A 22,330-nucleotide genomic window follows, 5' to 3' on the forward strand; every position below is an offset into this window, starting at 1 on the left:
TCAGCCCGCGCGCACCTGCTCGAGCCAGTCGACCAGCGCGCTCGACACCAGCGGCCGGCTGTAGAAATACCCCTGCCCCTTGGCGCAGCGCAGCGCGCGCACGGCCTCGGCCTGGCCCGCCGTCTCGATGCCTTCGGCCACGGTGTTCATCCCGAGGCTCTGCGCCACCTTGACCGTCGCTTCGATCAGCACGCGGTGGTGGTGGCTGGTGTCGGCCTGGCAGACGAAGGAGCGGTCGATCTTGACCGTGTCCACCGGCAGCAGGTGCAGGCTCGACAGCGACGAGTAACCGGTGCCGAAGTCGTCGAGGGCGAGCTTGATGCCCAGCGCCTTCAGTTCGTGCAGGCGCGTCTGGATCTGTTCGTCCTGGGCCGCCAGGCTTTCCGTCACTTCCAGCTGCAGGCTGGCCGCCGGCATGCCGGTGCGCTCGAGGATGGCGGCCACCTTCGCCGTCCAGTCGGCCTGGGCCAGCTGGGCGCGCGACAGGTTCACCGCGATCAGGCGCGGGGCTGACACTCCCAGCTGGCCGCGCCAGGCCATGAAGTCGCGGCAGGCGCGTTCGAGCACGAAGTCGCCGATCTGGTCGATCAGGCCGCATTCCTCGGCCACGCCGATGAAGTCGAATGGCGGCACCAGGCCGCGCGTCGGATGCTGCCAGCGCACCAGTGCCTCGACACCGGCCGCGTGGTCAGTCGTGCCGGCCGGATCCAGGCCCACGACCGGCTGGTACATCACGAACAGCTGCTCTTCGCGCAGCGCCAGGCGCAACTGCGCTTCGATGTCGGCACGCCGCGCGGCCCGTTCGCGCATCGCCGCCTCGAACAGCACATGGCGGGCGCCGCCGGCGCGCTTGGCTTCGAGCATGGCGATACCGGCGTCGCGGATGGCTTCGTCGGCGTCGACGGCCGCTGCACTGCCGGCCGTGGCGCCGCTCCAGAACACCCCGATACTGGCGCGGCAGGCGAGCTGGTGGCCGTCGACATCGTGCGGCCGCGCGAGCGCGTCGAGCAGGCGCAGCGCCAGGCGTTCGGCTTCTTCGGGGTGGCGCAGGCCGCCCAGCAGGACGATGAATTCGTCGCCGCCGACGCGTGCCACCAGGCCGGCGCCGCCCACACCCGGATCGACCCGGCCGCCCACGGGCAGGCCGCCGGCGCGCATGCGGTCGGCGAGCGCCTCCAGCAGGCGCTCGCCGACCGAAGTAAGCAGACGGTCGCCGGCCGCCTGGCCGAGCGTGTCGTTCACCTGGCGGAAGCGGTCGCAGTTCAGGAACAGCAGGGCGAGACCATGTCCGCGCGCGCTGTCCTGGGCGGCACGGTCGAGCAGCAGTTGCACCTGCTCGCGCGCGGCGCCGCGGTTCGGCAGGCGCGTGAGGGCGTCGGTGCGGGCCGCGCTGCGCAGGCGGCGGCGCAGGGTTTCCTGCTCGCGCTCGATTTCGAGGGTGGCGTCGGTAATGGCTACCATCAAGCGCTGCTGGTCGAGCTTCAGGAGGCTGATCGACAGCACTTGCGGCGCACCCGGCGCCCGGGTGCTGCCTACCGGGACGCGCAGCGCCTCGCAGACCACGCCGGAGGGCGCATCGAAGCCGGCGGCCAGCTGGCGTAACTGGGGCGCGTTCGGCTCGAGCAGGGCGAACAGGTTGTCGAGGTCGCCGTTCGGCGCGAGCGGCATCAGCAGGTTCGAGGCCATCGGGTTGAGCATTTCCACCACCCCGTCCAGGCCCGTCTGGACGAGCCCGATCGGCGCCCGGTACAGGAACTGGACGAGCGTTTCGTAGGCATCGATATGGTCAACCTGCATGGCGGCTTCGCTGTGGCGTGTTTTCATGGAAGGTCAGGTCGGCGTGCCAGGCGGCGACGCGGTTGCGTCCGCCGGACTTGGCGTGATACAGGGCCTGGTCGGCCCGCTTGAGGAGGGCGTCGATGCTGCGGGCATCGCTGGCCGCGGCGCCGACAGGGACGGCGTCGAGGACGGCCACGCCGGCGCTGACCGTGTAGGCGATCTCGACGCCGTCGGCCAGTACCAGGCGCGTCGCCACGGCCGCGCGCAGACGCTCGGCAATCGCCAGCGCCTGGGCCAGGCCGGTCGAGGGCAGCAGCACCGCGAACTCTTCGCCGCCCAGGCGCGCCACGGTGTCGACCGCGCGGAAGGTCTCGCGCAGGGCACCCGCCAGGTCGCACAGGACGCGGTCGCCGGCCGGGTGGCCGTAGCGGTCGTTGATCTGCTTGAAGTGGTCGGCATCGAAGACCACCGGGGCCAGCGAACGCGGAGTGTGCGTCGCCCGTTCCACTTCGAGCTCGGCGGCTTCGAAGAAGGCACGGCGGTTCGCCAGGCTGGTCAAGTGGTCGCAATAGGCGGCCTGGCGCCGCTTCTCGCTGGCCGCGCGCTTGTCGCTGATGTCGCGCAGGATCAGGCAGTAGGCGGGCGCGGATGGCAGGCCCGCGCCTCGGCGTCTTCACCGCCGGCGAAGTCCTCGCGCTCCGGCAGCGGCGCAATCAGGGCGCTGCACCAGAACTGGCTGCCGTCGGCGCGCAGGCGCAGGCCTTCGTCCATGCTCCAGCCATTGGCGTCGGCTTCGCGCAGGCGGTCGCGCAGGTGTTCGGCGGTCATGGCGTCGGGCGGATAGAAAATCGAGTAGGGCGCGCCGACCACGTGCTCGCCGAAGCCGGTGACGCGGGCGATGCTGTCGTTCCAGTCGCACAGGCGGCCGTCGCGGTCGAGGGCGGCCAGCGCGTAGTCGCTGATGCGGGAGAGGATGGCATTCAGCCAGGCGTCGCTCTGGCGCAGCTGGCGTTCGCGCCGCACTTCGGCGGTCACGTCCCGGATCACGGCCATGAAGCGCGCGGCGTCGAGCTTGAGCAGGGTGAAGGCGAGGATCTGGGGCGCGCCGCGCTTGCCCCGGGCCGCACGCAGGTGGATGTGCAGGCCCTCGAAGACCATGCCCGGCGCTCGGGGAAGGCCGCGCACTGGGCGCGCAGGCCGGGCGCCACGCCGTCCAGGACGTCGAACAGGTTGGCCAGGTCACCGTCGGGCGACAGCGGCATCAGGAGCTGGGCCGCGATCGGGTTGATGATGGCGATCTCGCCCTCGGTCCCGGCCTGTACCAGCCCCACCGGGGCCAGGTACAGGAACTGCATCAGGGCCTCGTGTTCGGCACGCAGCTCGTCCACGCCCAAGCCATCCGCCATTGCCGTCACCGCCGCTGCACCAGCACGTAGCGGGTGGCGCTGGCGGTGCTGGCCAGCAGGCGCAGCTTGACTTTCACGGGGCGCATGCGCAGGGTCAGGACGTAGTCGATCGTGTCGTCCAGTTCGCTGGCGTCGTCCGCGGCATCCTCGAAGCGCTGGGCCACCATGAAGTTGTTCAGGCAGGGTGCGACATTGGTGAACAGCGGCTCGCCCAGCACCCGCTGAGGGGACAGTCCGGCGGCCTGCGACTCGAAGGCGTTGTAGCGCTGGACGATGGCGTCGGCATCGAAGCCGATCACGCCGAAGTCGAGCGCATCGAGCTGCTCCTGGCTGCTCGCTTCGAGGGTGGAGGCCAGATCGCGGTCGTCAAAGGATGGGGTGGTCATAAGGGAAAGCCTCCAAACGAAGGACTTGCAATAAAAATTTACACAAAGAAACAAATGGTGGCAGGTGCTGGCGCCGAAGTCAATTGTGAGCAGGGTTTTGCCGGCCATTACGTTACAAATTCTACCGTCTGGTTGACAATCGTGGCCCACGGCTGGCACCATCGCCCGCCTCGATTGCCAAAACTGAAATAATGGACCCAGTTGCGCCTTCTCCGTGGTGGCAGGACGCGCCGGCGCTGGCCCGCGTGGTGCGCGACCTGCTCGCGGCCGAGCTGTCGCTGGCCCGACCCGGGCGGGTGCTGCCGCCCGCGCCCTGGCCGGGCTCGATCGACCTCGGCGCCGATCTCGGCGCCGATTCGCTCGACCTGATGGCGGCTGCCACGGCGCTGGGCGATTTGTTCGGGATGACGAACGATGCCGGCGGAGGGTCTGCTGGCCGCGCGCACGCTCGACGGCTGGATCGCCGCCGCGCGCGCCGCCCTGTCCGGGGACGATACCCGGCTGACCTTCCGTACCTCGGGCAGCAGCGGCACGCCCAAGCGCTGCACGCACCGTCTGGCCGCACTATGGGAAGAGGTGAACGAACTGGCGCTGCTCGTCCCGGGGCGGCGGCGCGTCCTGTCCGCGGTCCCGGCACACCATGTCTACGGCTTCCTGTTCACGGTGCTGCTGCCCCGGGCGGGTGCCGCCCTGCCCGTGACCGACCTGCGCGCCGCGGCGCCCGGTGCGGTCGTGGCGCAACTGCTGCCGGGCGACCTGATGGTGGCGCACCCCGACTTCTGGGACCTGGCGGCGTCAAGCGAACCGCGCTTCCCCGCGGACGTCGTCGGCATCAGTTCGACCGCGCCGCTGCGCGATGCGAGCGCACGCGCGCTGGCATCGGGCGGCCTGCGGCTGCTGCAGGTGTATGGCAGTTCGGAGACGGCCGGCGTTGGGTGGCGCGACACGGCCGACGCTCCCTATCGCCTGTTCTCGTACTGGCGCCGTGGGGAGGAAGAGGGAACGATCGAGCGCGAGACCGGTGGCGAAGGCGAGCGCTTTGCCTTGCAGGACCGGCTGTCCCGAGCGGGCCTGACACCTTCCTCCCGGAGGGCCGCATCGACGCGGCGGTACAGGTGGGCGGCACGAATGTGTTCCCGGCTTATGTGGCCGAGGTACTGGCACTGCACCCGCAGGTGGCGCAGTGCGCGGTGCGGCCGATGCGGCTCGACGAGGGCAGGCGCCTGAAGGCTTTCGTGGTGCCGCACCCCGGGAACGATCCGGCAGCGCTGCGGGCCGGCCTGTCGACGTGGATCGGCGCGCGCCTGACGCCTGCCGAATGCCCGGCCGCGTATTCCTTCGGCCCCGACCTGCCGCGCCAGCCGAACGGCAAGCCGGCGGACTGGATCATCGACGCCCGGGATTGAGCCTACTGCTTCGGCACGAACACCGGCGCACCCTCGGGCGTGACCACCGTGTCGGCGCGCGGATGCGCGTCGCCCTCGGGTTCGTCGTCGGTGATCGGCTCGGCGTCGAGCGTCGGCTCGGCACCCGTGCCGCCCAGCGTGGCCGGATCGATGTCGATCGCGCGCAGCTGCGGCATTTCCGCGAACTCCGTGTAGACCCAGTCGTCGTTCTCGCGCAGGATGCCTTCCGGTTCGGGGCGCTCCACCACCGGGCGCCTGGCCAGGGCCACGTCCATGTAGTCGAGCCAGATCGGCAGCGCCAGGGTGGCGCCGAATTCCTTGCCGCCGAGCGAGCGCGGATCATCATAGCCCATCCAGGCCACCGCCACCAGGCCGCCGCCATAGCCGGCGAACCAGCCATCGAAGGCATCGCTGGTGGTGCCGGTCTTGCCGGCGATGTCGGCCCGGCCGAGGCGCTTCGATGCGGCGGCGCCGGTGCCGTAGCGGGTCACGTCGCGCAGCATGCTGTCGCTGACCCAGGCGTTGCGGGCGTCGAGCACGCGGGCGCTTTCCTGGTTGGCCGCCGGCGCTTTTTCCTCGAACAGGGCGCTGCCGTTGCCGTCTTCGATCTTTGAAATCAAATAGGGCTTGACCGCATAGCCGCCGTTGGCGAACACGGCATAGGCGCCGGCCATCTGCAGGGGCGTGACGGCACCGGTGCCGAGGGCCAGCGTCAGGTTCTGCGGGTGGCGCGCCAGGTCGAAACCGAACTTGCCGAGGTAGTCGCGGGTATAGCCCACTTCCAGCGCGCGCAGCAGGCGCACGGTCGGCACGTTCTTCGAGTGCGCCAGCGAATAGCGCATGGTGATGGGGCCGTCGAATTTGCCGTCGTCGTTCTGCGGCGACCAGGTCGCGCCCGCGTTCTCGCCCGGCATGTCGAGGGGCTCGTCGAGGATCAGGGTGCCCGGCGAATAGCCCCTGGCCAGCGCGGCCGAGTACACGAAGGGCTTGATCGCCGAGCCGGGCTGGCGCCAGGCTTGCGTGACGTGGTTGAACTTCTGCAGGTTGTAGTCGAAGCCGCCGACCAGGGCCTGGTAGGCGCCGGTGTTGGCGTCCAGCGCGACAAAGGCGGCAGCCACCTGCGGCACCTGGCTGATGCTCCATGTATCCTTGCCCAGCCTGGTGATGCGGACGACTGCGCCCGGGCGGATGCGCTGCGTCTCTTTCGCCTTGTCCGACAGTCCCGCCGCGGCGAACTTCAGGCCGGCGCCGCTGATGGTGATGGTGTCGCCGTCGATGGTCTCGACCTTCACCGATTTGCCGGAGGCGGACAGCACGACCGCCGGCTCGAGGCCGTCGCTCGACGGCCGCTTCTGCAGGGCTTCGACGATGGCTTCCTCGCGTTCCTCGTCGTTCTCGGGCAGCTCGATGCGCGCTTCCGGGCCGCGGTAGCCGTGACGGCTGTCGTAGGCCAGCACGTTGCGGCGCACCGAGGCATAGGCCGCTTCCTGGGCCTTCGAATCGATGGTGGTGTAGACGCGGATGCCGCGCGTGTACGACTCCTCGGCGTACTGGGCGAACACGACCTGGCGGGCCAGTTCGGCCACGTACTGGGCATGGGCGCCGAATTCCTGTGGGCGCGCATGCACGCGCATCGGTTCGGCAACGGCCTGTGCGTACTGGGCTTCGCTGATGTGGCCCAGGTCGCGCAGGCGCCGCAGCACCTGTTCCTGGCGCAGCTTGGCGCGTTTCGGGTTCACCGCCGGGTTGTGGCGCGCGGGGTTTTGCGGCAGGCCGGCCAGCATCGCCGTCTCGGCAATCGTCAGCTGGTCGAGCTTCTTGCCGAAGTAGCTGCGCGCGGCGCTGGCAAAGCCGTAGGAGCGCTGGCCCAGATAGATCTGGTTCATGTACAGCTCGAGGATCTGGTCCTTGGTCAATGCGTCCTCGATTTTCTTGGCAAGCATGACTTCGTTGAGCTTCCTCGACAGGACCTTCTCGCGCGACAGGAAGAAGTTGCGCGCCACCTGCATCGTGATGGTGGACGCGCCGCCCGAGCCGAAGCCGCCGCGCACGTTCGACAGGAGTGCGCGCGCCGCGCCCGTCCAGTCGATGCCCTTGTGTTCGTAAAAGCGCGCGTCCTCGATGGCCAGCACCGCCTGTTTCATCATCGGCGGAATCTGGGCAATCGGCACGAAGTCGCGGTGTTCCTCGCCGAATTCGCCGATCAGGACTTTATCGGCCGTGTAGATCCGCAGCGGGATCTTCGGCTTGTAGTCGGTAACGGCGTCGATCGAAGGCACCTTGGGCACGATCGCCATCAGGAACCATGCGGCCACGCCGGCGATGACGAGGACGATGGCGGCGAGGATGAAGAAGATGAAACCTTGCTGCTTCTTCATGAGACGGCGGGGCGGCGGCGAGGCGTGGCAGGACGTGTTCAACGGGTGTTCTCCAGCTGGGGGCCGCGCAAAAGGCAGGCCCGGGCGGGGCATTATAATCCTCTTTCATTCCCTGAAAGCATGTGCGATAGTCACGCTTTCAGCCCCTCTTGAGTGAGTATCGCCACCTTGCCCTGCCAAGGGCGCCAGGCAGTACCGAAAGAATCCCTATGCCTTACGATCCGCATCCAGCCGGCGTCAAGCCGTATATCCCGGCGTCGAGCCAGCTCCCAGAAATGACCATCCGCGCCCTCGTCATGGGCGTGGTGCTCGGCATGATCTTCGGCGCCTCCTCGCTCTACCTCGTGCTCAAGGTCGGCCTGACGGTGAGCGCCTCGATTCCGGTGGCGGTGATCGCCATCACCCTGTTCGGCATGTTCAAGAAGATGGGCGGGCGCGAATCGACCATCCTCGAAAACAGCATCACCCAAACGGCCGGTTCGGCGGGCGAGTCGCTCGCCTTCGGCCTGGGCGTGACGATGCCGGCCATCATGATCCTCGGCTTCGACCTGGAGATCTCGCGCTTGATGCTGGTGGGCGTGCTCGGCGGCCTGCTCGGCATCCTGATGATGATCCCGATGCGCCGCACCATGATCGTCGACGCCCACCGCGAACTGAAGTACCCGGAAGGCACGGCCTGCGCCGAGGTACTGAAAGCGGCCGCCACCGAAACCTCGCGCGAAGCGGCCGGCGAGGAGCGCATGCCCGGTTCGGATGCGGCGCGGGATGCCAAGCGCCGCGCGGCCATCATCTTCGGCGGCTTCGGCCTGGGCCTCCTGTACAAGGTGGCGAACGTGTCGCTCAAGGGCTGGAAGGACGTGGCCAACTTCGAATTCGGCGCGCCGTTAAAGGCGGGTTCCGCCGGTGCCGAGATTTCGCCGGAACTGGTCGGCGTCGGCTACATCATCGGCCCGCGCATCGCCTTCACGATGGCGGCCGGCGGCGTGCTGTCCTATCTGCTCCTGATCCCGATGATCAAGTTCTTCGGCGAGCTGCTAACGGTTCCGGTGTCCCCGGGCACGATGCTGATCAAGGATATGTCCCCCGACGACATCCGCGACGCCTATGTGCTCTACATCGGCGCCGGCGCCGTCGCCGCGGGCGGCCTGATTTCGCTGGTGCGCTCGCTGCCGTCGATCTGGCGTGGCCTGAAGGGCGGCCTGGCCGGCATGGGCGCGGCACGTGCTGCCAAAGGTGGCGCGCCAGGCGCGGCGCCGTTGCGCACCGACCAGGACATCCCCTTCAAATGGGTGGCGATCGGCTGCCTGGCCATCATCGCCATCATCACCTTCGCCACGCCCCTGCACATGAACCTGCTGGGTGCGCTGCTGATCCTGGTCTTTGGCTTCCTGTTCGCCACCGTGTCGTCGCGCCTGACGGGCGAAGTGGGTTCCTCGTCGAACCCGATCTCGGGCATGGCGGTGGCCACGCTGCTCTTCACCTGCCTGATCTTCCTCGTGATGGGCTGGACCGGCGGGCGCTACTACGTCACCGCGCTGTCGGTCGGGGCGATTGTCTGCATCGCGGCCAGCAATGCAGGCACCACCTCGCAGGATTTGAAGACGGGCTTCCTGGTCGGTTCGACCCCGCGCCTGCAGCAGTACGCCATCCTGTGCGGCGCCTTTGCCTCGGCGCTCATCCTCGGGCCGATTTTGCTGAAACTGAACGACGCCGGCACCGTGTACGTGCCTGCCGCCCAGGTCGCGCCCGGCATCACGGTCGATGCCGCGACATTGACGGAGACCGCCCAGCTGCAGGGCCCGCAAGCGGCGGGCGACAGCAAGACCTATAAAGTCTGGCGCAAGGTCGGTACCGCCGGCGGCCCGGAAGGCAAGTACCTGGTGGGCGAGGACGGCAAGCTGGCCTACCTGGTCGACCCGGGCATCAACGGCCACTACCACCAGCGTCCGGACGGCACCGAGGTCAAGAAATACGACGCGCCGAAGGCCGTGCTGATGTCCTACATCATCAAGGGCATCCTCGACCAGCAACTGCCGTGGACACTGGTGCTGTTCGGCGTGATGATTTCGGTGGTGCTGGAAATGGCCGGCATCCAGGCGCTGGCCTTCTCGGTGGGCGTCTACCTGCCGCTGGTGTCGACGCTGCCGATCGCGGTGGGCGGCGCGGTGCGCTGGCTGGTCGACCGCCGCAACAACAAGCTGCCGCAGTATGCCTCGCTTAACGAGGAAGAGAAGGTGGCCGCGGGCGACCGCAGCTCGGGCACCTTGCTGGCTTCGGGCTATATCGCCGGCGGCGCGCTGGCCGGCATCGTGATCGCCATCACGGCGGGCGTGATGACCAATTTCGACAGCATGATGGCGAAGTGGGCAGAGACGTCGAATCCGTTCTTTGCGGGGCCGGATGCGGATCTGCTGTCCTTGATACCGTATGCGGCGATCATCCTGCTGCTGTATTGGGTGGCGCGCGAAAAAGCGCAGCAGTAGAAGGAACGGGCGCATTGGGCGCCCGTTTTTTTGCACGCGGCGCATGCTCATCGACTGTGATACAGCGTGGGCTCGAGAGCCCACCCTACGTGTGCGGACGTTCGTAGGGTGGGCACTTGTGCCCACGCGGTTTCACCGTTTGCACGGACGCGGCGGCAAAATCCAGCCGGTTGCCCTCACACAAACGCCAGATCATGCTGGCGTATCACATCGTCGAGCCACTCGTCCGAATGGCTGAACCGATACCCCAGCCCCGCCGCGCGTCCCGTGTCCAGCACCATCGGCTCCGCAAAATCGAAAGGCGACAATACCCCCGGCGCGGCCTGTTCGGTCACGCGGCGGGTCGGCGCAGGCGCGCCCAGTACGCCCGCCACCCGCTGATACAGCCCATGCGCCGACAGCGCACCGCCTGACGCCGCATTCACCGGCCCGGTAAAGTCCTGCGCGCCCACCCAGTCGAGAAAGGCCGCGGCCTCCTGCGTGCCGATGAACGACAGCTTCGCCGCGGCATCGGTATAGGGCAGCGCGCGGCCCTGGCGCAGCAGCTCGACATACCAGGCCAGGCGCCCGGTGAATTCCTCAGGGCCGCCCAGCACGTGCGCCAGGCGCACCGCGACCAGGGGCAGGGAGCCGTCGCGGCCGAAATAGGCTTCCGCCTGCAGCTTGCCGGCGACATAGCTCTCGACCGCGCGCGCCGGGTCATGCCGGGGTAGCCGGTGTCGATGCGCTGGGCCAGCACCGGCAGGTCGGTTTCGCGCACCGCGGGGCCGCTGGCATGGATCCCGCGGTAGACGTCGATCGTCGAAGTCAGCACATAGCGCGCCACCTTGCCGGCGAAGGTGCGCACGGCGATCGCCGCATCAAGCGGGCTGTAGCACATCTGGTCGAAGACGAGGTCGTAGCGCGCGCCAAGGAAGGCCGCGCGCATCGCCGTCTCGTTGCGGCGGTCGACGCGGATGCGTTCGATGCGCGGCCCGAAGGGATCGGGCGCGTAGCCGCGGGTGGCGATCGTCACGCGGTGTCCCGCGCGCACCAGGCGCTGCACCAGCAGCTTGCCGAAATAACGGGTACCGCCTATCACCAAAATATTCTTGTGCATGGCTTCTCCTTGACGAATCGCGTATATTTTCTGCTCAGCTGTGCAAACGCACAAACGAGAAAAAACAGGCACTATGAACAAGAAAAACTTAAGCATGGTGAGGCCATGAAACCCCTGCGCAGCCTGTCCGGGCTGATCGACTTCGACTGCGCCGCGCGCTGGGGCAGCTTCAAGCTGGCCGCGCGCGAACTGCACAAGACGCCGGCGGCGGTGAGCCTGCAGGTCAAGCAGCTCGAGGAAACGATCGGCTTTCCGCTGTTCGTGCGCCACCCGCGCCATATCGCGCTCACCGAAAAGGGTGAGGAACTCGCCATTGCCATCGGCCGCATGCTGGGCGACCTGCGCGCGAAAGTGGCGGCGCTGCAGCGCGGCGACGAGGAATCGGTGCTGCGCATCTCGACGACCCATTCGTTTGCCATCAAGTGGCTGGTGCCGCGCATGCACCGGTTTACGAAGCTGTACCCGGAACTGGATATCCGCATCGATTCGAACGACGCGCCGGTCGACCTGGAAGCGGACAGCACGGACGTGGCCATCCGCTACGGCCCGGTGCGCGAGGGCGACCCGTCGACCCTGCTGCGCGAGCGCCTGGTGCCGGTCTACAGTCCCGAGCTGCTGGCCCCCGGCCAGGCCGAGCTGACCCTGGCCGACCTGGCCAGCCAGCCGCTCCTGTGCGAGAAGTCGCCCGAGAGCTGGCTGCAGCTGCTCAACGAGAACCGCGCCCTCAAGGGCAGGCATGCCCACCCCTACGATTTCTCGCGCGGCTACAGCCACTGGGGCGTGCTGGTCCAGGCGGCGGTAGCAGGGCAGGGCGTGGCCCTGGTGCCCTACGGGATTGCCTGCCAGGACATCGCCTCCGGGTCCTTGCTCCGCATTCCCTGCCGCAGCGCCCGGTTCGACAACGGCTACCGCTTCCTCGCCAACCCGCACAAGGAACACATGGGCAAGATACAGCGTTTCCGCGCCTGGATGGACGCCGAGATGGAGGCAATGCGGCGCGAGATCGACGACATCGCCGAACCCGACGCCGCGTGAGTCCGCAGGCCGGGGATGGACATAGCCACCGCCGCCGCGACGATCACGCCTGCGGTGCCATCCAGACCAGGTTCCACAGGTGCCCGTCCAGGTCCTCGAAACCCTGGTCGGCCATGAAACCGTGGTCCTCCAGGGGATGCGGGGTGCGTCCGCCGGCGGCGACGGCTTTCTCGATCAGCCCAAGCAGCTCTTCGCGGCTGTCGCAGTTCAGGCAAACGATGACTTCGTTGGCCTCGCGGGCGCGCACGACGGGCTTGTCGATCAGCGAGGCGAAGAAGGGCTCGCTCGTCAGCATGACGCGGACCGTGCCGTCGGCGATCAGCATGCAGGCGGCGTGCTCGTTGCCGAAAGCGGAATCGAAGCGCATGCCGAGCGCGGAAAAGAAGCCGCGCGAGCGCTCCAGGTCCTTGACCGGCAGGTTGATGAAGATCTCGTTTTTCATGTTGTCCTCGTAGATGCATGGAGAGGTGGATCGGGTCCTGCCTCCCACGACGAAGGGCGCGCCGGAAATTCGACAGCAGGGCGAAAAAAAACGGCAGCCGCGGCTGCCGTTTTCATGAGCGTGTGCGAATTACTTCACGCCGTGCATCAGTTTCTGGATGAGCGGTGCCAGCAGGAACAGGATGCCGCCGCCGATGACCAGGATCCAGAAGCCCGAGGTGTAGCCGGACAGGGCCGAACCGACCGACATGCCGGTGTCGCCCGAGACGTGCGAGGCGAAGATGCCCGACAGGTTGTTGCCGATACCGGTGGACAGGAACCAGCCGCCCATGCCCAGGCCGACCAGGCGGGTCGGTGCCAGCTTGGTCACCATCGACAGGCCGATCGGCGACAGGCACAGCTCGCCGATCGACTGGATCGTGTACACGGCCAGCAGGGTCCAGGCCGGGATGTGGTTCTGGTCGTCCAGCAGCTGCGACAGCGCGTACATCAGGAGGCCGAATGCCAGGCCGTTGAAGATGATGCCCAGGCCAAACTTGCGCGGGATTGACGGGTTGACGTTGCGCTTGCCCATGGCCACCCAGACGGCGGCGATGATCGGTGCGAAGACGATGATGGCCACCGAGTTCACCGACTGGAAGTAGGCCACCGGCATGTCCCAGCCGCCGATGTTGCGGTTCACGATCTCGGACGCGAGGAAGGTGAAGGAGCTGCCGGCCTGCTCGAAGAAGCACCAGAACAGGATGTTGAATGCGAAGATGATCATCATGGCGATGGTCTTGTCGCGCGAGACTTTACCTTCGCGCACGCCTTCGACGATCAGCATCAGCGCCAGGATCACGAACAGGATCGACAGCACGATCTGCAGGTTGCCGGCGCCGGCGGCGAGCAGCAGGTAGAAGACCGGAATCACGACCAGCGAGCCGACGATCACGCCGAGGAGGCGCTTCGGGCTGGCCAGCTCGCCGATAGGCGCGCCGATGCCCTTCAACTGCTTGCGGCCGATGAAGAACCAGACCAGGGCGACCAGCATGCCGATGGCGGCGGCGATGAACACCACCTTGTAGGCCGGGGTGCTGCCGTCGCCGTAAAGCTGGGCGAGCCAGGTCGTCACGATCGGCGCGAAGAAGGCGCCGGCGTTGATGCCCATGTAGAAGATGGTGAAGCCGGAATCGCGGCGGGTGTCATGGATGCTGTACAGCTGGCCGACCATGGCCGAGATGTTCGGCTTGAACATGCCGTTGCCGACGATGATGGTTGCCAGGCCGAGCTTGAAGATGTCCGGGTCGGGCAGGGTGATCATGAACAGGCCTGCCGCCATGAAGACGGCCCCGACAAGGATCGAGCGCTGGTAGCCGATGACGCGGTCGGCCACGTAGCCGCCGAAGACCGCGGCGGCATACACCAGCGCGAGATAGGAGCCATAGGTCAGGTTGGCATCGGCCTGGCCGGCGGCGTTACCCTCGTGGAACTGGGCAACGATGTAGAGCACGAGGGCCCAACGAATGCCGTAGAAAGCGAAACGTTCCCAGAATTCGGTCATGAACAGCATCCACAGCGGTGCTGGGTGGCCCATGATCTGTTTGAATTCCGGTGGTGTCCCCTTGTCGGTTGTAGTAGCTGCACCGCTCATGCGGTTCCTCCCGAAGTATTTTAGAAAAAAGCTGTTTTGTTGGAAGCTTGGGTCGTGCCCGAATTTCCAGTTGCGACGCATTTTAGTGGAAATTGCTGAGCGCAAGAAATTTATTTGCCAATGTGGTAAATAGCCGCGCCGGTCGCACTTGCAGCCGTGCCGGCGCTTCCGGGCACGCATGTCCTCGCCAGTTGTCGTATATTGGCGAAACAGCCAGTCATATTACCGGGAGGTTCCATCCCGGCGTACTTAGAAAAGGACATCCTGCATGAACTACGAAGTCGTCGATACGCTCATTTCTCCAGAAGGCCGGCTGGAAGTCCTGTCCAAGGCCGAGGTGGCCAAGCTGCTCGACACCAGCCAGGGCGGCCTCTACAACATATTCCGCAAGTGCGCGCTCGCGGTCCTGAACTGCGGCAGCTCCATCGACGATGGCAAGGAACTGCTCGAGCGCTACAGCAGCTTCGACATCAAGGTGATCCAGCGCGAACGCGGGATCAAGCTTGACATCCGCGGCGCACCGGCCATCGCCTTTGTCGACGGCAAGATGATCAAGGGCATCCACGAGCACCTGTTTGCCGTGCTGCGCGACATCGTCTACGTCCACTTCGAAGTCACCGACAACCCGCGTTTCGACCTGTTGCGCCCGGAAGGCATCACCGACGCGGTGTTCCACATCCTGCGCAATGCCAACGTGCTGCAGCCTCAGCGCAACCCGAACCTGGTGGTCTGCTGGGGCGGCCACTCGATCAACCGCGTCGAGTACAACTACTCGAAAGAGGTCGGCTACGCGCTCGGCCTGCGCGAACTCGACATCTGCACCGGCTGCGGCCCGGGCGCGATGAAGGGCCCGATGAAGGGCGCGGCCATCGGTCACTCGAAGCAGCGCCTGCACGGCGGGCGCTACCTCGGCATTTCCGAACCCGGCATCATCGCCGCCGAGTCGCCCAATCCGATCGTCAACGACCTGGTCATCATGCCGGACATCGAAAAGCGCCTGGAAGCGTTCGTGCGTACCGGTCACGGCATCTGCGTGTTCCCGGGCGGTGCCGGTACCGCCGAGGAGATCCTGTACATCCTCGGCATCCTGCTGCACCCGGACAATGCCGAGATGCCGTTCCCGCTCGTGTTCACGGGGCCGGCGACGGCGCGCGAATACTTCGAGCAGATCGACGGCTTCATCGCCCAGACGCTCGGGCCGCAGGCGCAGGCGCGCTACAAGATCATCATCGACGACCCGGACGCGGTGGCACGCGAGATGCAGGAAGGGATCAGGAAGGTGCGCGAGTTCCGCAAGGCCAGGAGCGACGCCTATTACTTCAACTGGCTGCTCAAGATCGACCAGGAATTCCAGAAGCCCTTCAAGCCGACCCACGAGAACGTGCGCAACCTGAAGCTGCACAAGAACCAGGAAACCCACCTGCTGGCGGCCAATTTGCGCCGCGCCTTCTCGGCGGTGGTGGCCGGGAACGTCAAGGAAGAGGGTATCCGCGCGATCGAGGAGCACGGCAAGTACGAGATCCATGGCGAGAGCACGATCATGGAGCCGATGGACGCTTTGCTCGCCTCGTTCGTCGAGCAGAGCCGCATGAAGTTGCCGGGCAAGGCGTACACGCCGTGCTATACGGTGGTGCTGTAGGGTAGGCGGGTTCCCCGCCTACGCGTCCAACCGGCGTTGGCACAGGACCTAGGGTGGGCTCCTGAGCCCACGCGGTAGGGCGCCTGCGTGTCGAAACGCTGATGCGGCCGTGCTGCATGACGGTTCCGAACGCTGTCAGGCGGCCTGGGTACGCCGCGGCCGTACCGCGTGGGCACGAGTGCCCACCCTACGCCTGCATGACGGTTCCGGACGCCGTCTGGCGGCCTGGGCGCGCCCCGGCCGTACTACGCGGTATGCGAAGGCAGGACCGCGTGGAGTCGGGACTCCACCCTACGCCACTTCCGAAGCCAACAACGAAAAACGGGGCGCATCGAGCGCCCCGTTTTCCATTCGACCAAGCGAAGGATCAATCTTCCTTGCGCAGGTGCGGGAACAGCAGCACGTCGCGGATGTTCGGCGAGTCGGTCAGGATCATGATCAGGCGGTCGATGCCGATCCCGCAGCCGCCGGCCGGCGGCATGCCGTATTCGAGCGCGCGGATGTAGTCGGCGTCGTAGTACATCGCCTCTTCGTCACCCGCATCCTTGGCTTCCACCTGCGCCAGGAAACGCGCTGCCTGGTCTTCCGGATCGTTCAGCTCCGAAAAACCGTTGGCGATCTCGCGGCCGACCATGAACAGCTCGAAACGCTCGGTGATGCCCGGACGGGTGTCCGAGGCACGTGCCAGCGGCGACACTTCGACCGGATAGTCGATGATGTAGGTCGGCTCCCAGAGCTGGGCTTCGGCCGTTTCTTCGAACAGGGCCAGCTGCAGCGCGCCCAGGCCCGCGTTGGCGAAGGGCTTGACGCCGAACTTCTTCAACTCAAGCTTGATGAATTCCGCGTCCGCCAGCTGCTCGGCAGTGTACTCGGGCGCGAACTTGTTGATGGCCTGGACGATGGTCAGGCGGTGGAAGGGCTTCGACAGGTCCAGCTCGCGCCCGCCGTAGGACAGCACGGCCGTGCCTTGCGCGTCGATCGCAGCCTGGCGGATGACGGCTTCGGTGAAGTCCATCAGCCAGGTGTAGTCGGTATAGGCCGCGTAGAACTCCATCATCGTGAACTCGGGGTTGTGACGGATCGACACGCCCTCGTTACGGAAGTTGCGGTTCACTTCGAACACGCGGTCGAAGCCGCCCACGACCAAACGCTTCAAATACAGCTCGGGCGCGATACGCAGGAACATCTGCATGTCGAGCGCGTTGTGGTGGGTGATGAAGGGTTTCGCCGCCGCGCCGCCCGGGATCGGGTGCAGCATCGGCGTCTCGACTTCCATGAAGCCGTTCTTTTCCATGAAGCGGCGCATCGACGACAGCGCGGCGGTACGCGCCTTGAAGGTGCGGCGCGTCTCTTCGTTCATGATCAGGTCGACGTAGCGCTGGCGGTACCTGGTTTCCTGGTCCGCCAGGCCATGGAACTTGTCCGGCAGCGGGCGCAGCGACTTGGTCACCAGGCGCAGTTTGCTCACCTTGATGGTCAGCTCGTCGACCTTGGTCTTGAAGAGCGTGCCCTCGACACCCAGGATGTCGCCCAGGTCATAGGTACGGAAGGCTTCCATTGCCGCTTCGCCGGTCGCGTCCAGGGTCACGTAGATCTGGATGCGGCCGTCGGCGCGTGGGCCCGAGGCATCCTGCAGGGTCGCGAACGCAGCCTTCTTGCCGGCTTCGCGCTTGAGCATCATGCGGCCGGCCAGCACCACGGGAATCGCTTTCTCTTCCAGCTCTTCACGGGTCAGGCTGCCGTATTGCTCGATGAGCTCGGCAGCCTTGTGCTCCGGCTTGAAATCGTTCGGGAAGGCGACGCCCCCTTCGCGGATCGCAGCCAGCTTGGCGCGGCGCTCGGTCATGATCTTGTTCTCGTCGGCGGCGGGCGCTCCCTGTGCCGGGGCGTTGTTCTCTTGGTTTTCCGTAGTCATGGTTGGTACTCGTTTGATTATTCAGTAGGGCTGCGCAGCGTTCAGGCGAACAGTTCGTCGACCGTCAGTTCGGAGAAATCGGACACGATCTTGACGACGTTGTCGAATTCGGCAAACGCGTCGGCCGGCAGGGTAGTGGTGATCACCACGCAGCGCATGCCGGCGCGGCGGGCCGCTTCCACGCCCAGCGGCGCATCTTCGAAGACGATGCAGTTCGACGGCTCGGCGCCGCAGCGCCTGGCCGCTTCCAGGAAGACGTCCGGATGCGGCTTGCCACGGGCAACATCGGTGGCACCGACGACGGTGTCGAAATGGCGGCGCAGGTCCAGGCCGTCCAGGGTGAACTCGACGTTCGCCGGCGGCGCGGCGGTGCCGACGGCCAGCGCGATGTCCTGCGATTGCGCGTCCGCGATCAGGTCTTCGAAGCCTGCCACCGCTTTCAGGTGCGGCGCATACAGTTCGCGGTAGACCGATTCCTTTTCGCGGTTGAGCGTGGCGACTTCCTCGTCGGCCAGGTGCTCGCCCATATGGGAACGGATGATCTCCTTGCCCTGGCGGCCCGCCGTCGTGCGGAAGAACTCGTCCGCATCGATGTCGCGCCCGCGGCGGGCGAAGAAGGTGATCCACGACCGGGTATGGAAGCCCATGTTGTCGACGATGGTGCCGTCCATGTCGAAGATGAAAGCGCGTTTCGGCAAGCCCATTACACGCCCTGTTTCAGCGAAGCGGAGATGAATTCGTCCAGGTCGCCGTCCAGCACGTTCTTGGTGTTGCCGGTCTCGAAACCGGTACGCAGGTCCTTGATGCGCGACTGGTCGAGCACGTAGGAACGGATCTGGTGGCCCCAGCCGACATCGGTCTTCGAGTCTTCCAGCTTCTGCTGCTCGGCCATGCGTTTGCGCATCTCGAGCTCGAACAGCTTCGCGCGCAGCATGTCGAAGGCCTCGGCCTTGTTGCGGTGCTGGGAACGGTCGTTCTGGCACTGCACGACGATGCCCGACGGGCCGTGCGTCAGGCGCACCGCGGAGTCGGTCTTGTTGATGTGCTGCCCGCCCGCGCCCGATGCGCGATAGGTATCGATGCGCACGTCGGCCGGGTTGATCTCGATTTCGAAGGATTCGTCCACTTCCGGGTACACGAACAGCGAGGTGAACGAGGTGTGGCGGCCATTGGCCGAGTCGAACGGCGACTTGCGCACCAGGCGGTGCACGCCCGTTTCAGTCCGGAGGTGGCCATAGGCGTACTCGCCCTCGACCTTGATGGTCGCGGTCTTGATGCCGGCGACCTCGCCGTCGGACTGTTCCAGGATCTCGGCCTTGAAACCCTTGCGTTCGCAATAGCGCAGGTACTGGCGCAGCAGCATCGAGGCCCAGTCCTGGGCTTCGGTGCCGCCGGCGCCGGCCTGGATGTCGATGAAGCAGCTCGCATGGTCCATCGGGTTGCTGAACATGCGGCGAAATTCCATGCCCTCGATGACGGTCTTGATGCCATCGAGGTCGGCACTGACCGCCTCGATGGTGTCGTCGTCGCCTTCTTCGCGGCCCATCTCGAACAGATCGGCGCAGTCGGCGAGATCCGCTTTCGCTTTCTCGAGCGTCAGCACGACGCCTTCGAGCGCTTTTTTCTCTTTACCGAGGTCGAGCGCCCGCTTCTGGTCGTTCCAGACGGTCGGGTCTTCCAGTTCTTCGTTGACCTGCTCTAGTTTCTCTGCCTTCCGATCGAAGTCAAAGATACCTCCGAAGTTCGGCTTCACGGCTGGTCAGGTCGTTCAGCAGGGCGGAGATGGCGTTGATGCGTTCAGCTTCCATGGTCGTGGCGTCGTGTTTGAGTTGAATCGAACCTTCGATTATACCCCAGTCAGCCTTCCAGGCGGCGCCGATCGCGTACCCGCGGGGGGCGCTCGGCGGTGCGTGGTTGCGGTGCGTCGCGCCACTGCCGTATTATCCCCCGGTTCCCATCCGAAGACTTCCCATGCGCCATTCGATCCCTTGCCAAATCGGCATCGTCCTTCTTCCCGCCGTGCTGGCCGCGCCCGCGCTTGCCGCCAGGCCTGCCGCCCCGAAGGGCGCCAGCACCACCCTTGCCGTGCTCGAGACCACCGACCTGCATTCGAACGTGGTCGGCTACGACTATTTCAAGCTGGCGCCCGAGCCTTCGATTGGCCTGGACCGTACCGCCACCCTGATCGCCCAGGCGCGCGCCGAGTTTCCCAATACCGTCCTGCTCGACAACGGCGACACCATCCAGGGCAACGCGCTGGCCGATTACCAGGCGCTGGTGAACCCCGTGCGCTGCGACCAGACCCTGAGCATCTACAAGGTCATGAACGCACTGAAGGTGGACGGCGCGGCAATCGGCAACCATGAATTCAACTATGGCCTGGGCTTCCTTGGCCAGGTCACCGGCCAGCGCTTCAAGGTGGCGGGCGTCGACCAGCCGAAGCGCTGCGCCGGCCCGGCCTTCCCGCAGGTGCTGGCCAATGTCTACAGCGTCCGGACGAAACAGCCCCTGTTCGCGCCCTGGCGCATCATCGAGAAGCGCGTGCAGGCGCAGGACGCGCGCGGCCGCGCCATCACGGCCGTCGTCAAGGTCGGCATCATCGGCTTCACGCCCCCGGCCATCATGTCCTGGGACAAGCGCTGGCTCGAGGGCAAGGTCTACACGACAGGCGTGGTGGAAGCCGCCGAAAAGTACATCCCCGAGATGCGCCGCAAGGGGGCCGATATCGTGGTGGCCATTTCGCACGGCGGCCTGGACGACAGCCCGTATTCGCCGGCGATGGAAAACGCCAACTGGTACCTGGCGCGTGTGCCGGGTGTGGACGCGATGCTGCTCGGGCACTCGCACCAGCTCTTCCCGAACGCGGCCAGCACGGCGCCCCAGTTCAACCTGGCGGGCGTGGACAAGGCCAGGGGCACGGTGCATGGCGTGCCGACGGTAATGGCCAACCTGTGGGGCAAGCACCTGGGCGTGGTCCAGCTGCACCTGCGTGCCGACGGCAAGCGCTGGACGGTCGAGAAGGACAAGACCGTGGTCGAGGCGCGCGCGGCGCAGGCGGCCGACAAATCGTTTGTGGCAGCCGACCTGCAGGTCCTGGCGCTGATCCGCGCCGAGCACGAGGCGACGATTGCCTATGTGAAGACGCCGGTCGGCAGCACCGAATTTCGCATGGCGACCTATTTTGCCGATGTCGGCGACACCTCGGCGATCGCGGTGGTCAACGCGGCGCAGACGGCCTATGTGAAGAAGTATGTCGCAGCCAACCTGCCGCAGTATGCGAAGCTGCCGGTGCTGTCGATGTCGGCCCCCTTCAAGAGCGGCAACGCCGGCGCCTTCGACTACACCGACGTGGCCGCCGGTGCGCTGGCGCTGAACAACGCGGCGGACCTGTATCTCTACCCGAACGCGCTGTATGCGGTGAAGGTGGACGGCGCCGGGCTGAAGGCCTGGCTGGAGACGGCGGCGCGCCGCTTCAACACGATCGACCCGAAGCAGACGGCCCCGCAGGAACTGGTCGACGCGAGCTTCCCCAGCTATAACTTCGATACGCCGACCTCGCTTGACATCAGCTACGAGATCGACCTGACCCGCGCGCCGGGCGAGCGCATCGTCAACCTGCGCCTGCGCGGCGAGCCGGTGAATGCGCAGCAGGAGTTCATCGTGGCGACGAACAACTACCGCGCCAGCGGCGGCGGCAATTTCCCTGGCCTCGACGGCAGCAAGACCGTGCTGGCTTCGCCCGACACCAGCCGCGACGTGCTGATCGCCCACATCCGCGCGACGAAACAGCTCACGCGCGCCGAACATGGCAGCGTGCGCAGCTGGCGCTTCGCGCGCGTGGCAACGGCGGGACCGGTGGTCTTCCATTCCGCGCCCGGCATGCTGAAGCTGGCGCGCGAGGCGGGGCTGGACAATGTCAGCCTGCTGCGCGAGGACGACGGGGCGGGCAAGGGCTTCGCGCTGTACGCGCTGGACCTGGCGAAATGAAGACCATCGCGCTCGCACTGGCGTGGCTGCTCGGTGCGGGCAGCCACCTGGCGCATGCGCAGGCCGGGATGCCGACGCAGGCGACCGACCAGTCACGGATGGACAACGCGCGTGCGGCCTGGCGCCTGGGGCTTGCCCTCAGGAATGGCGAAGGGATGGCGCGCGATCCGGCGCGTGCGGCGGCCTTGATCAGGCAGGCGGCCGAGGGCGGCGTGCCGGCGGCGATGTTCGTGCTGGCGAACATGCTGGCGGCGGGCGAGGGCACATCGCGCGACGAGGCCGCATCGCGGCGCTGGCTGGAAGCGGCCGCGGCGCGCGATTATCCGGAGGCGCTGCAGGGCTTGGCCATGCTGGAACCGGATCCGCGCAAGGCGGAGCTCCTGATGCGGCAGGCGGCGCATGCGATGACACATCGGGGGCGGATTGACCGTCTTGAGGCGCGTGGTTGCCGGCGTGGTTTGAACGCGTGGGCGGCGCCGGAGCCGCGTTGGTACAGACGGTCGGGTGGAGCCGCTCACCCTACGTTACTGTGACGCTGTGGCTGGGCCGGGCGTGGTTTGAACGCGTGCGCGGCGACGGTGCGGGCGGTCGGGTGAAGCCGACCACCCCGCATCCGTCATCCTTAGGGTGGACGGCTCCACCCGAAACGGTGCGTCATCGAGGCGTGTGCGCCGCTGAGCGTTCGCCGGGCATTCAGCCCGGCTCACTCCACGCGTCCAGGCGCAGAGTGCGCGTCCGGCGGC

At 66.5% G+C, this 22,330-nt stretch carries 20 protein-coding genes; 7 read left to right on the forward strand and 13 right to left on the reverse strand.

All coding sequences use genetic code 11. The features are described from left to right. The 5 genes from G4G28_RS11285 to G4G28_RS11295 form a co-directional block, all read right to left on the reverse strand. Complete coding sequence (locus G4G28_RS11285; RefSeq protein ID WP_229508032.1) at positions 1–1,824, reverse strand: bifunctional diguanylate cyclase/phosphodiesterase; 1,824 nt, start codon at positions 1,822–1,824, stop codon at positions 1–3. Next, on the reverse strand, positions 1,787–2,338 hold the full coding sequence (locus G4G28_RS25940) for a GGDEF domain-containing protein (protein ID WP_229508033.1): 552 nt from the start codon (positions 2,336–2,338) through the stop codon (positions 1,787–1,789). The genes G4G28_RS11285 and G4G28_RS25940 overlap by 38 nt, the downstream gene beginning before the upstream one ends. A 68-nt stretch (positions 2,339–2,406) precedes the next feature. Beyond that, positions 2,407–2,937 carry a PAS domain S-box protein gene (locus tag G4G28_RS25945; RefSeq protein WP_229508034.1) on the reverse strand — a complete coding sequence of 177 codons (531 nt, stop codon included), beginning with the start codon at positions 2,935–2,937 and terminating at the stop codon, positions 2,407–2,409. Next, positions 2,823–3,185: a hypothetical protein gene (locus G4G28_RS25950; RefSeq protein ID WP_229508035.1), complete on the reverse strand. Its 363-nt coding sequence runs from the start codon at positions 3,183–3,185 to the stop codon at positions 2,823–2,825. Before G4G28_RS25950 ends, G4G28_RS25945 begins: the two co-directional genes overlap by 115 nt. 5 nt (positions 3,186–3,190) lie before the next feature. Next, positions 3,191–3,571 (reverse strand): phosphonate transporter, encoded by a 381-nt coding sequence (locus G4G28_RS11295; RefSeq protein WP_182988337.1) that lies wholly within the window; start codon positions 3,569–3,571, stop codon positions 3,191–3,193. 414 nt (positions 3,572–3,985) lie between these two features. Here G4G28_RS11295 and G4G28_RS11300 point away from each other — a divergent pair, with 414 nt between their 5' ends. Together G4G28_RS11300 and G4G28_RS24745 are read left to right on the forward strand one after the other, a co-directional pair. Further along, positions 3,986–4,798 (forward strand): AMP-binding protein, encoded by an 813-nt coding sequence (locus G4G28_RS11300; protein WP_202033886.1) that lies wholly within the window; start codon positions 3,986–3,988, stop codon positions 4,796–4,798. Beyond that, positions 4,771–4,977, forward strand: a complete 207-nt coding sequence (locus G4G28_RS24745; protein WP_229508036.1) for a hypothetical protein — start codon at positions 4,771–4,773, stop codon at positions 4,975–4,977. Before G4G28_RS11300 ends, G4G28_RS24745 begins: the two co-directional genes overlap by 28 nt. Before the next feature lie 2 nt (positions 4,978–4,979). On the opposite strand, the gene G4G28_RS11305 is transcribed toward G4G28_RS24745, so the two are convergent. After that, positions 4,980–7,355, reverse strand: a complete 2,376-nt coding sequence (locus tag G4G28_RS11305) for a penicillin-binding protein 1A (RefSeq protein WP_183108381.1) — start codon at positions 7,353–7,355, stop codon at positions 4,980–4,982. Between the two features lie 209 nt (positions 7,356–7,564). Here G4G28_RS11305 and G4G28_RS11310 point away from each other — a divergent pair, with 209 nt between their 5' ends. Further along, positions 7,565–9,838, forward strand: a complete 2,274-nt coding sequence (locus G4G28_RS11310) for an OPT family oligopeptide transporter (protein WP_182988339.1) — start codon at positions 7,565–7,567, stop codon at positions 9,836–9,838. A gap of 176 nt (positions 9,839–10,014) precedes the next feature. Here the strand turns inward: G4G28_RS11310 and G4G28_RS25955 are convergent, their stop codons facing one another. Beyond that, complete coding sequence (locus G4G28_RS25955; protein ID WP_229508037.1) at positions 10,015–10,290, reverse strand: hypothetical protein; 276 nt, start codon at positions 10,288–10,290, stop codon at positions 10,015–10,017. Further along, a complete protein-coding gene (locus G4G28_RS11315; protein WP_229508038.1) occupies positions 10,260–10,937 on the reverse strand; it encodes an NAD-dependent epimerase/dehydratase family protein in 678 nt (225 codons plus the stop codon). Before G4G28_RS11315 ends, G4G28_RS25955 begins: the two co-directional genes overlap by 31 nt. A gap of 105 nt (positions 10,938–11,042) precedes the next feature. Here G4G28_RS11315 and G4G28_RS11320 point away from each other — a divergent pair, with 105 nt between their 5' ends. Further along, on the forward strand, positions 11,043–11,972 hold the full coding sequence (locus G4G28_RS11320; protein WP_182988340.1) for a LysR substrate-binding domain-containing protein: 930 nt from the start codon (positions 11,043–11,045) through the stop codon (positions 11,970–11,972). Between the two features lie 43 nt (positions 11,973–12,015). Here the strand turns inward: G4G28_RS11320 and G4G28_RS11325 are convergent, their stop codons facing one another. Both G4G28_RS11325 and G4G28_RS11330 read right to left on the reverse strand, forming a co-directional pair. Next, positions 12,016–12,414: a VOC family protein gene (locus tag G4G28_RS11325; RefSeq protein ID WP_182988341.1), complete on the reverse strand. Its 399-nt coding sequence runs from the start codon at positions 12,412–12,414 to the stop codon at positions 12,016–12,018. 129 nt (positions 12,415–12,543) lie between these two features. After that, positions 12,544–14,046, reverse strand: a complete 1,503-nt coding sequence (locus G4G28_RS11330; RefSeq protein WP_182988342.1) for a peptide MFS transporter — start codon at positions 14,044–14,046, stop codon at positions 12,544–12,546. 268 nt (positions 14,047–14,314) lie between these two features. Between G4G28_RS11330 and ppnN the strand changes: the two genes are divergently transcribed. Next, complete coding sequence (gene ppnN / locus G4G28_RS11335) at positions 14,315–15,685, forward strand: nucleotide 5'-monophosphate nucleosidase PpnN (protein ID WP_182988343.1); 1,371 nt, start codon at positions 14,315–14,317, stop codon at positions 15,683–15,685. A 367-nt stretch (positions 15,686–16,052) separates the two neighbouring features. Here the strand turns inward: ppnN and lysS are convergent, their stop codons facing one another. The 3 genes from lysS to prfB all read right to left on the reverse strand — a co-directional run bounded on the left by lysS (position 16,053) and on the right by prfB (position 19,408). After that, positions 16,053–17,600, reverse strand: coding sequence for a lysine--tRNA ligase (gene lysS / locus G4G28_RS11340; protein WP_182988344.1), 1,548 nt, complete (start codon positions 17,598–17,600; stop codon positions 16,053–16,055). Between the two features lie 41 nt (positions 17,601–17,641). Then, positions 17,642–18,304 (reverse strand): HAD family phosphatase, encoded by a 663-nt coding sequence (locus tag G4G28_RS11345; RefSeq protein WP_182988345.1) that lies wholly within the window; start codon positions 18,302–18,304, stop codon positions 17,642–17,644. Continuing rightward, positions 18,304–19,408, reverse strand: a protein-coding gene (gene prfB, locus G4G28_RS11350; RefSeq protein WP_182988346.1) for a peptide chain release factor 2 whose coding sequence is annotated in 2 segments (ribosomal slippage) — positions 18,304–19,326 and positions 19,328–19,408 — 1,104 coding nt in all. Because the reading frame shifts where the segments join, the coding sequence is not laid out codon by codon here. The genes G4G28_RS11345 and prfB overlap by 1 nt, the downstream gene beginning before the upstream one ends. Positions 19,409–19,571: 163 nt before the next feature. Between prfB and G4G28_RS11355 the strand changes: the two genes are divergently transcribed. Beyond that, positions 19,572–21,587 (forward strand): bifunctional 2',3'-cyclic-nucleotide 2'-phosphodiesterase/3'-nucleotidase, encoded by a 2,016-nt coding sequence (locus tag G4G28_RS11355; protein WP_182988347.1) that lies wholly within the window; start codon positions 19,572–19,574, stop codon positions 21,585–21,587. After that, positions 21,584–22,120 (forward strand): tetratricopeptide repeat protein, encoded by a 537-nt coding sequence (locus tag G4G28_RS11360; RefSeq protein WP_183108382.1) that lies wholly within the window; start codon positions 21,584–21,586, stop codon positions 22,118–22,120. Before G4G28_RS11355 ends, G4G28_RS11360 begins: the two co-directional genes overlap by 4 nt. Positions 22,121–22,330 lie beyond the last annotated feature (210 nt).

The organism is Massilia sp. Dwa41.01b (assembly GCF_014171775.1).
Lineage (GTDB): Bacteria > Pseudomonadota > Gammaproteobacteria > Burkholderiales > Burkholderiaceae_D > Telluria.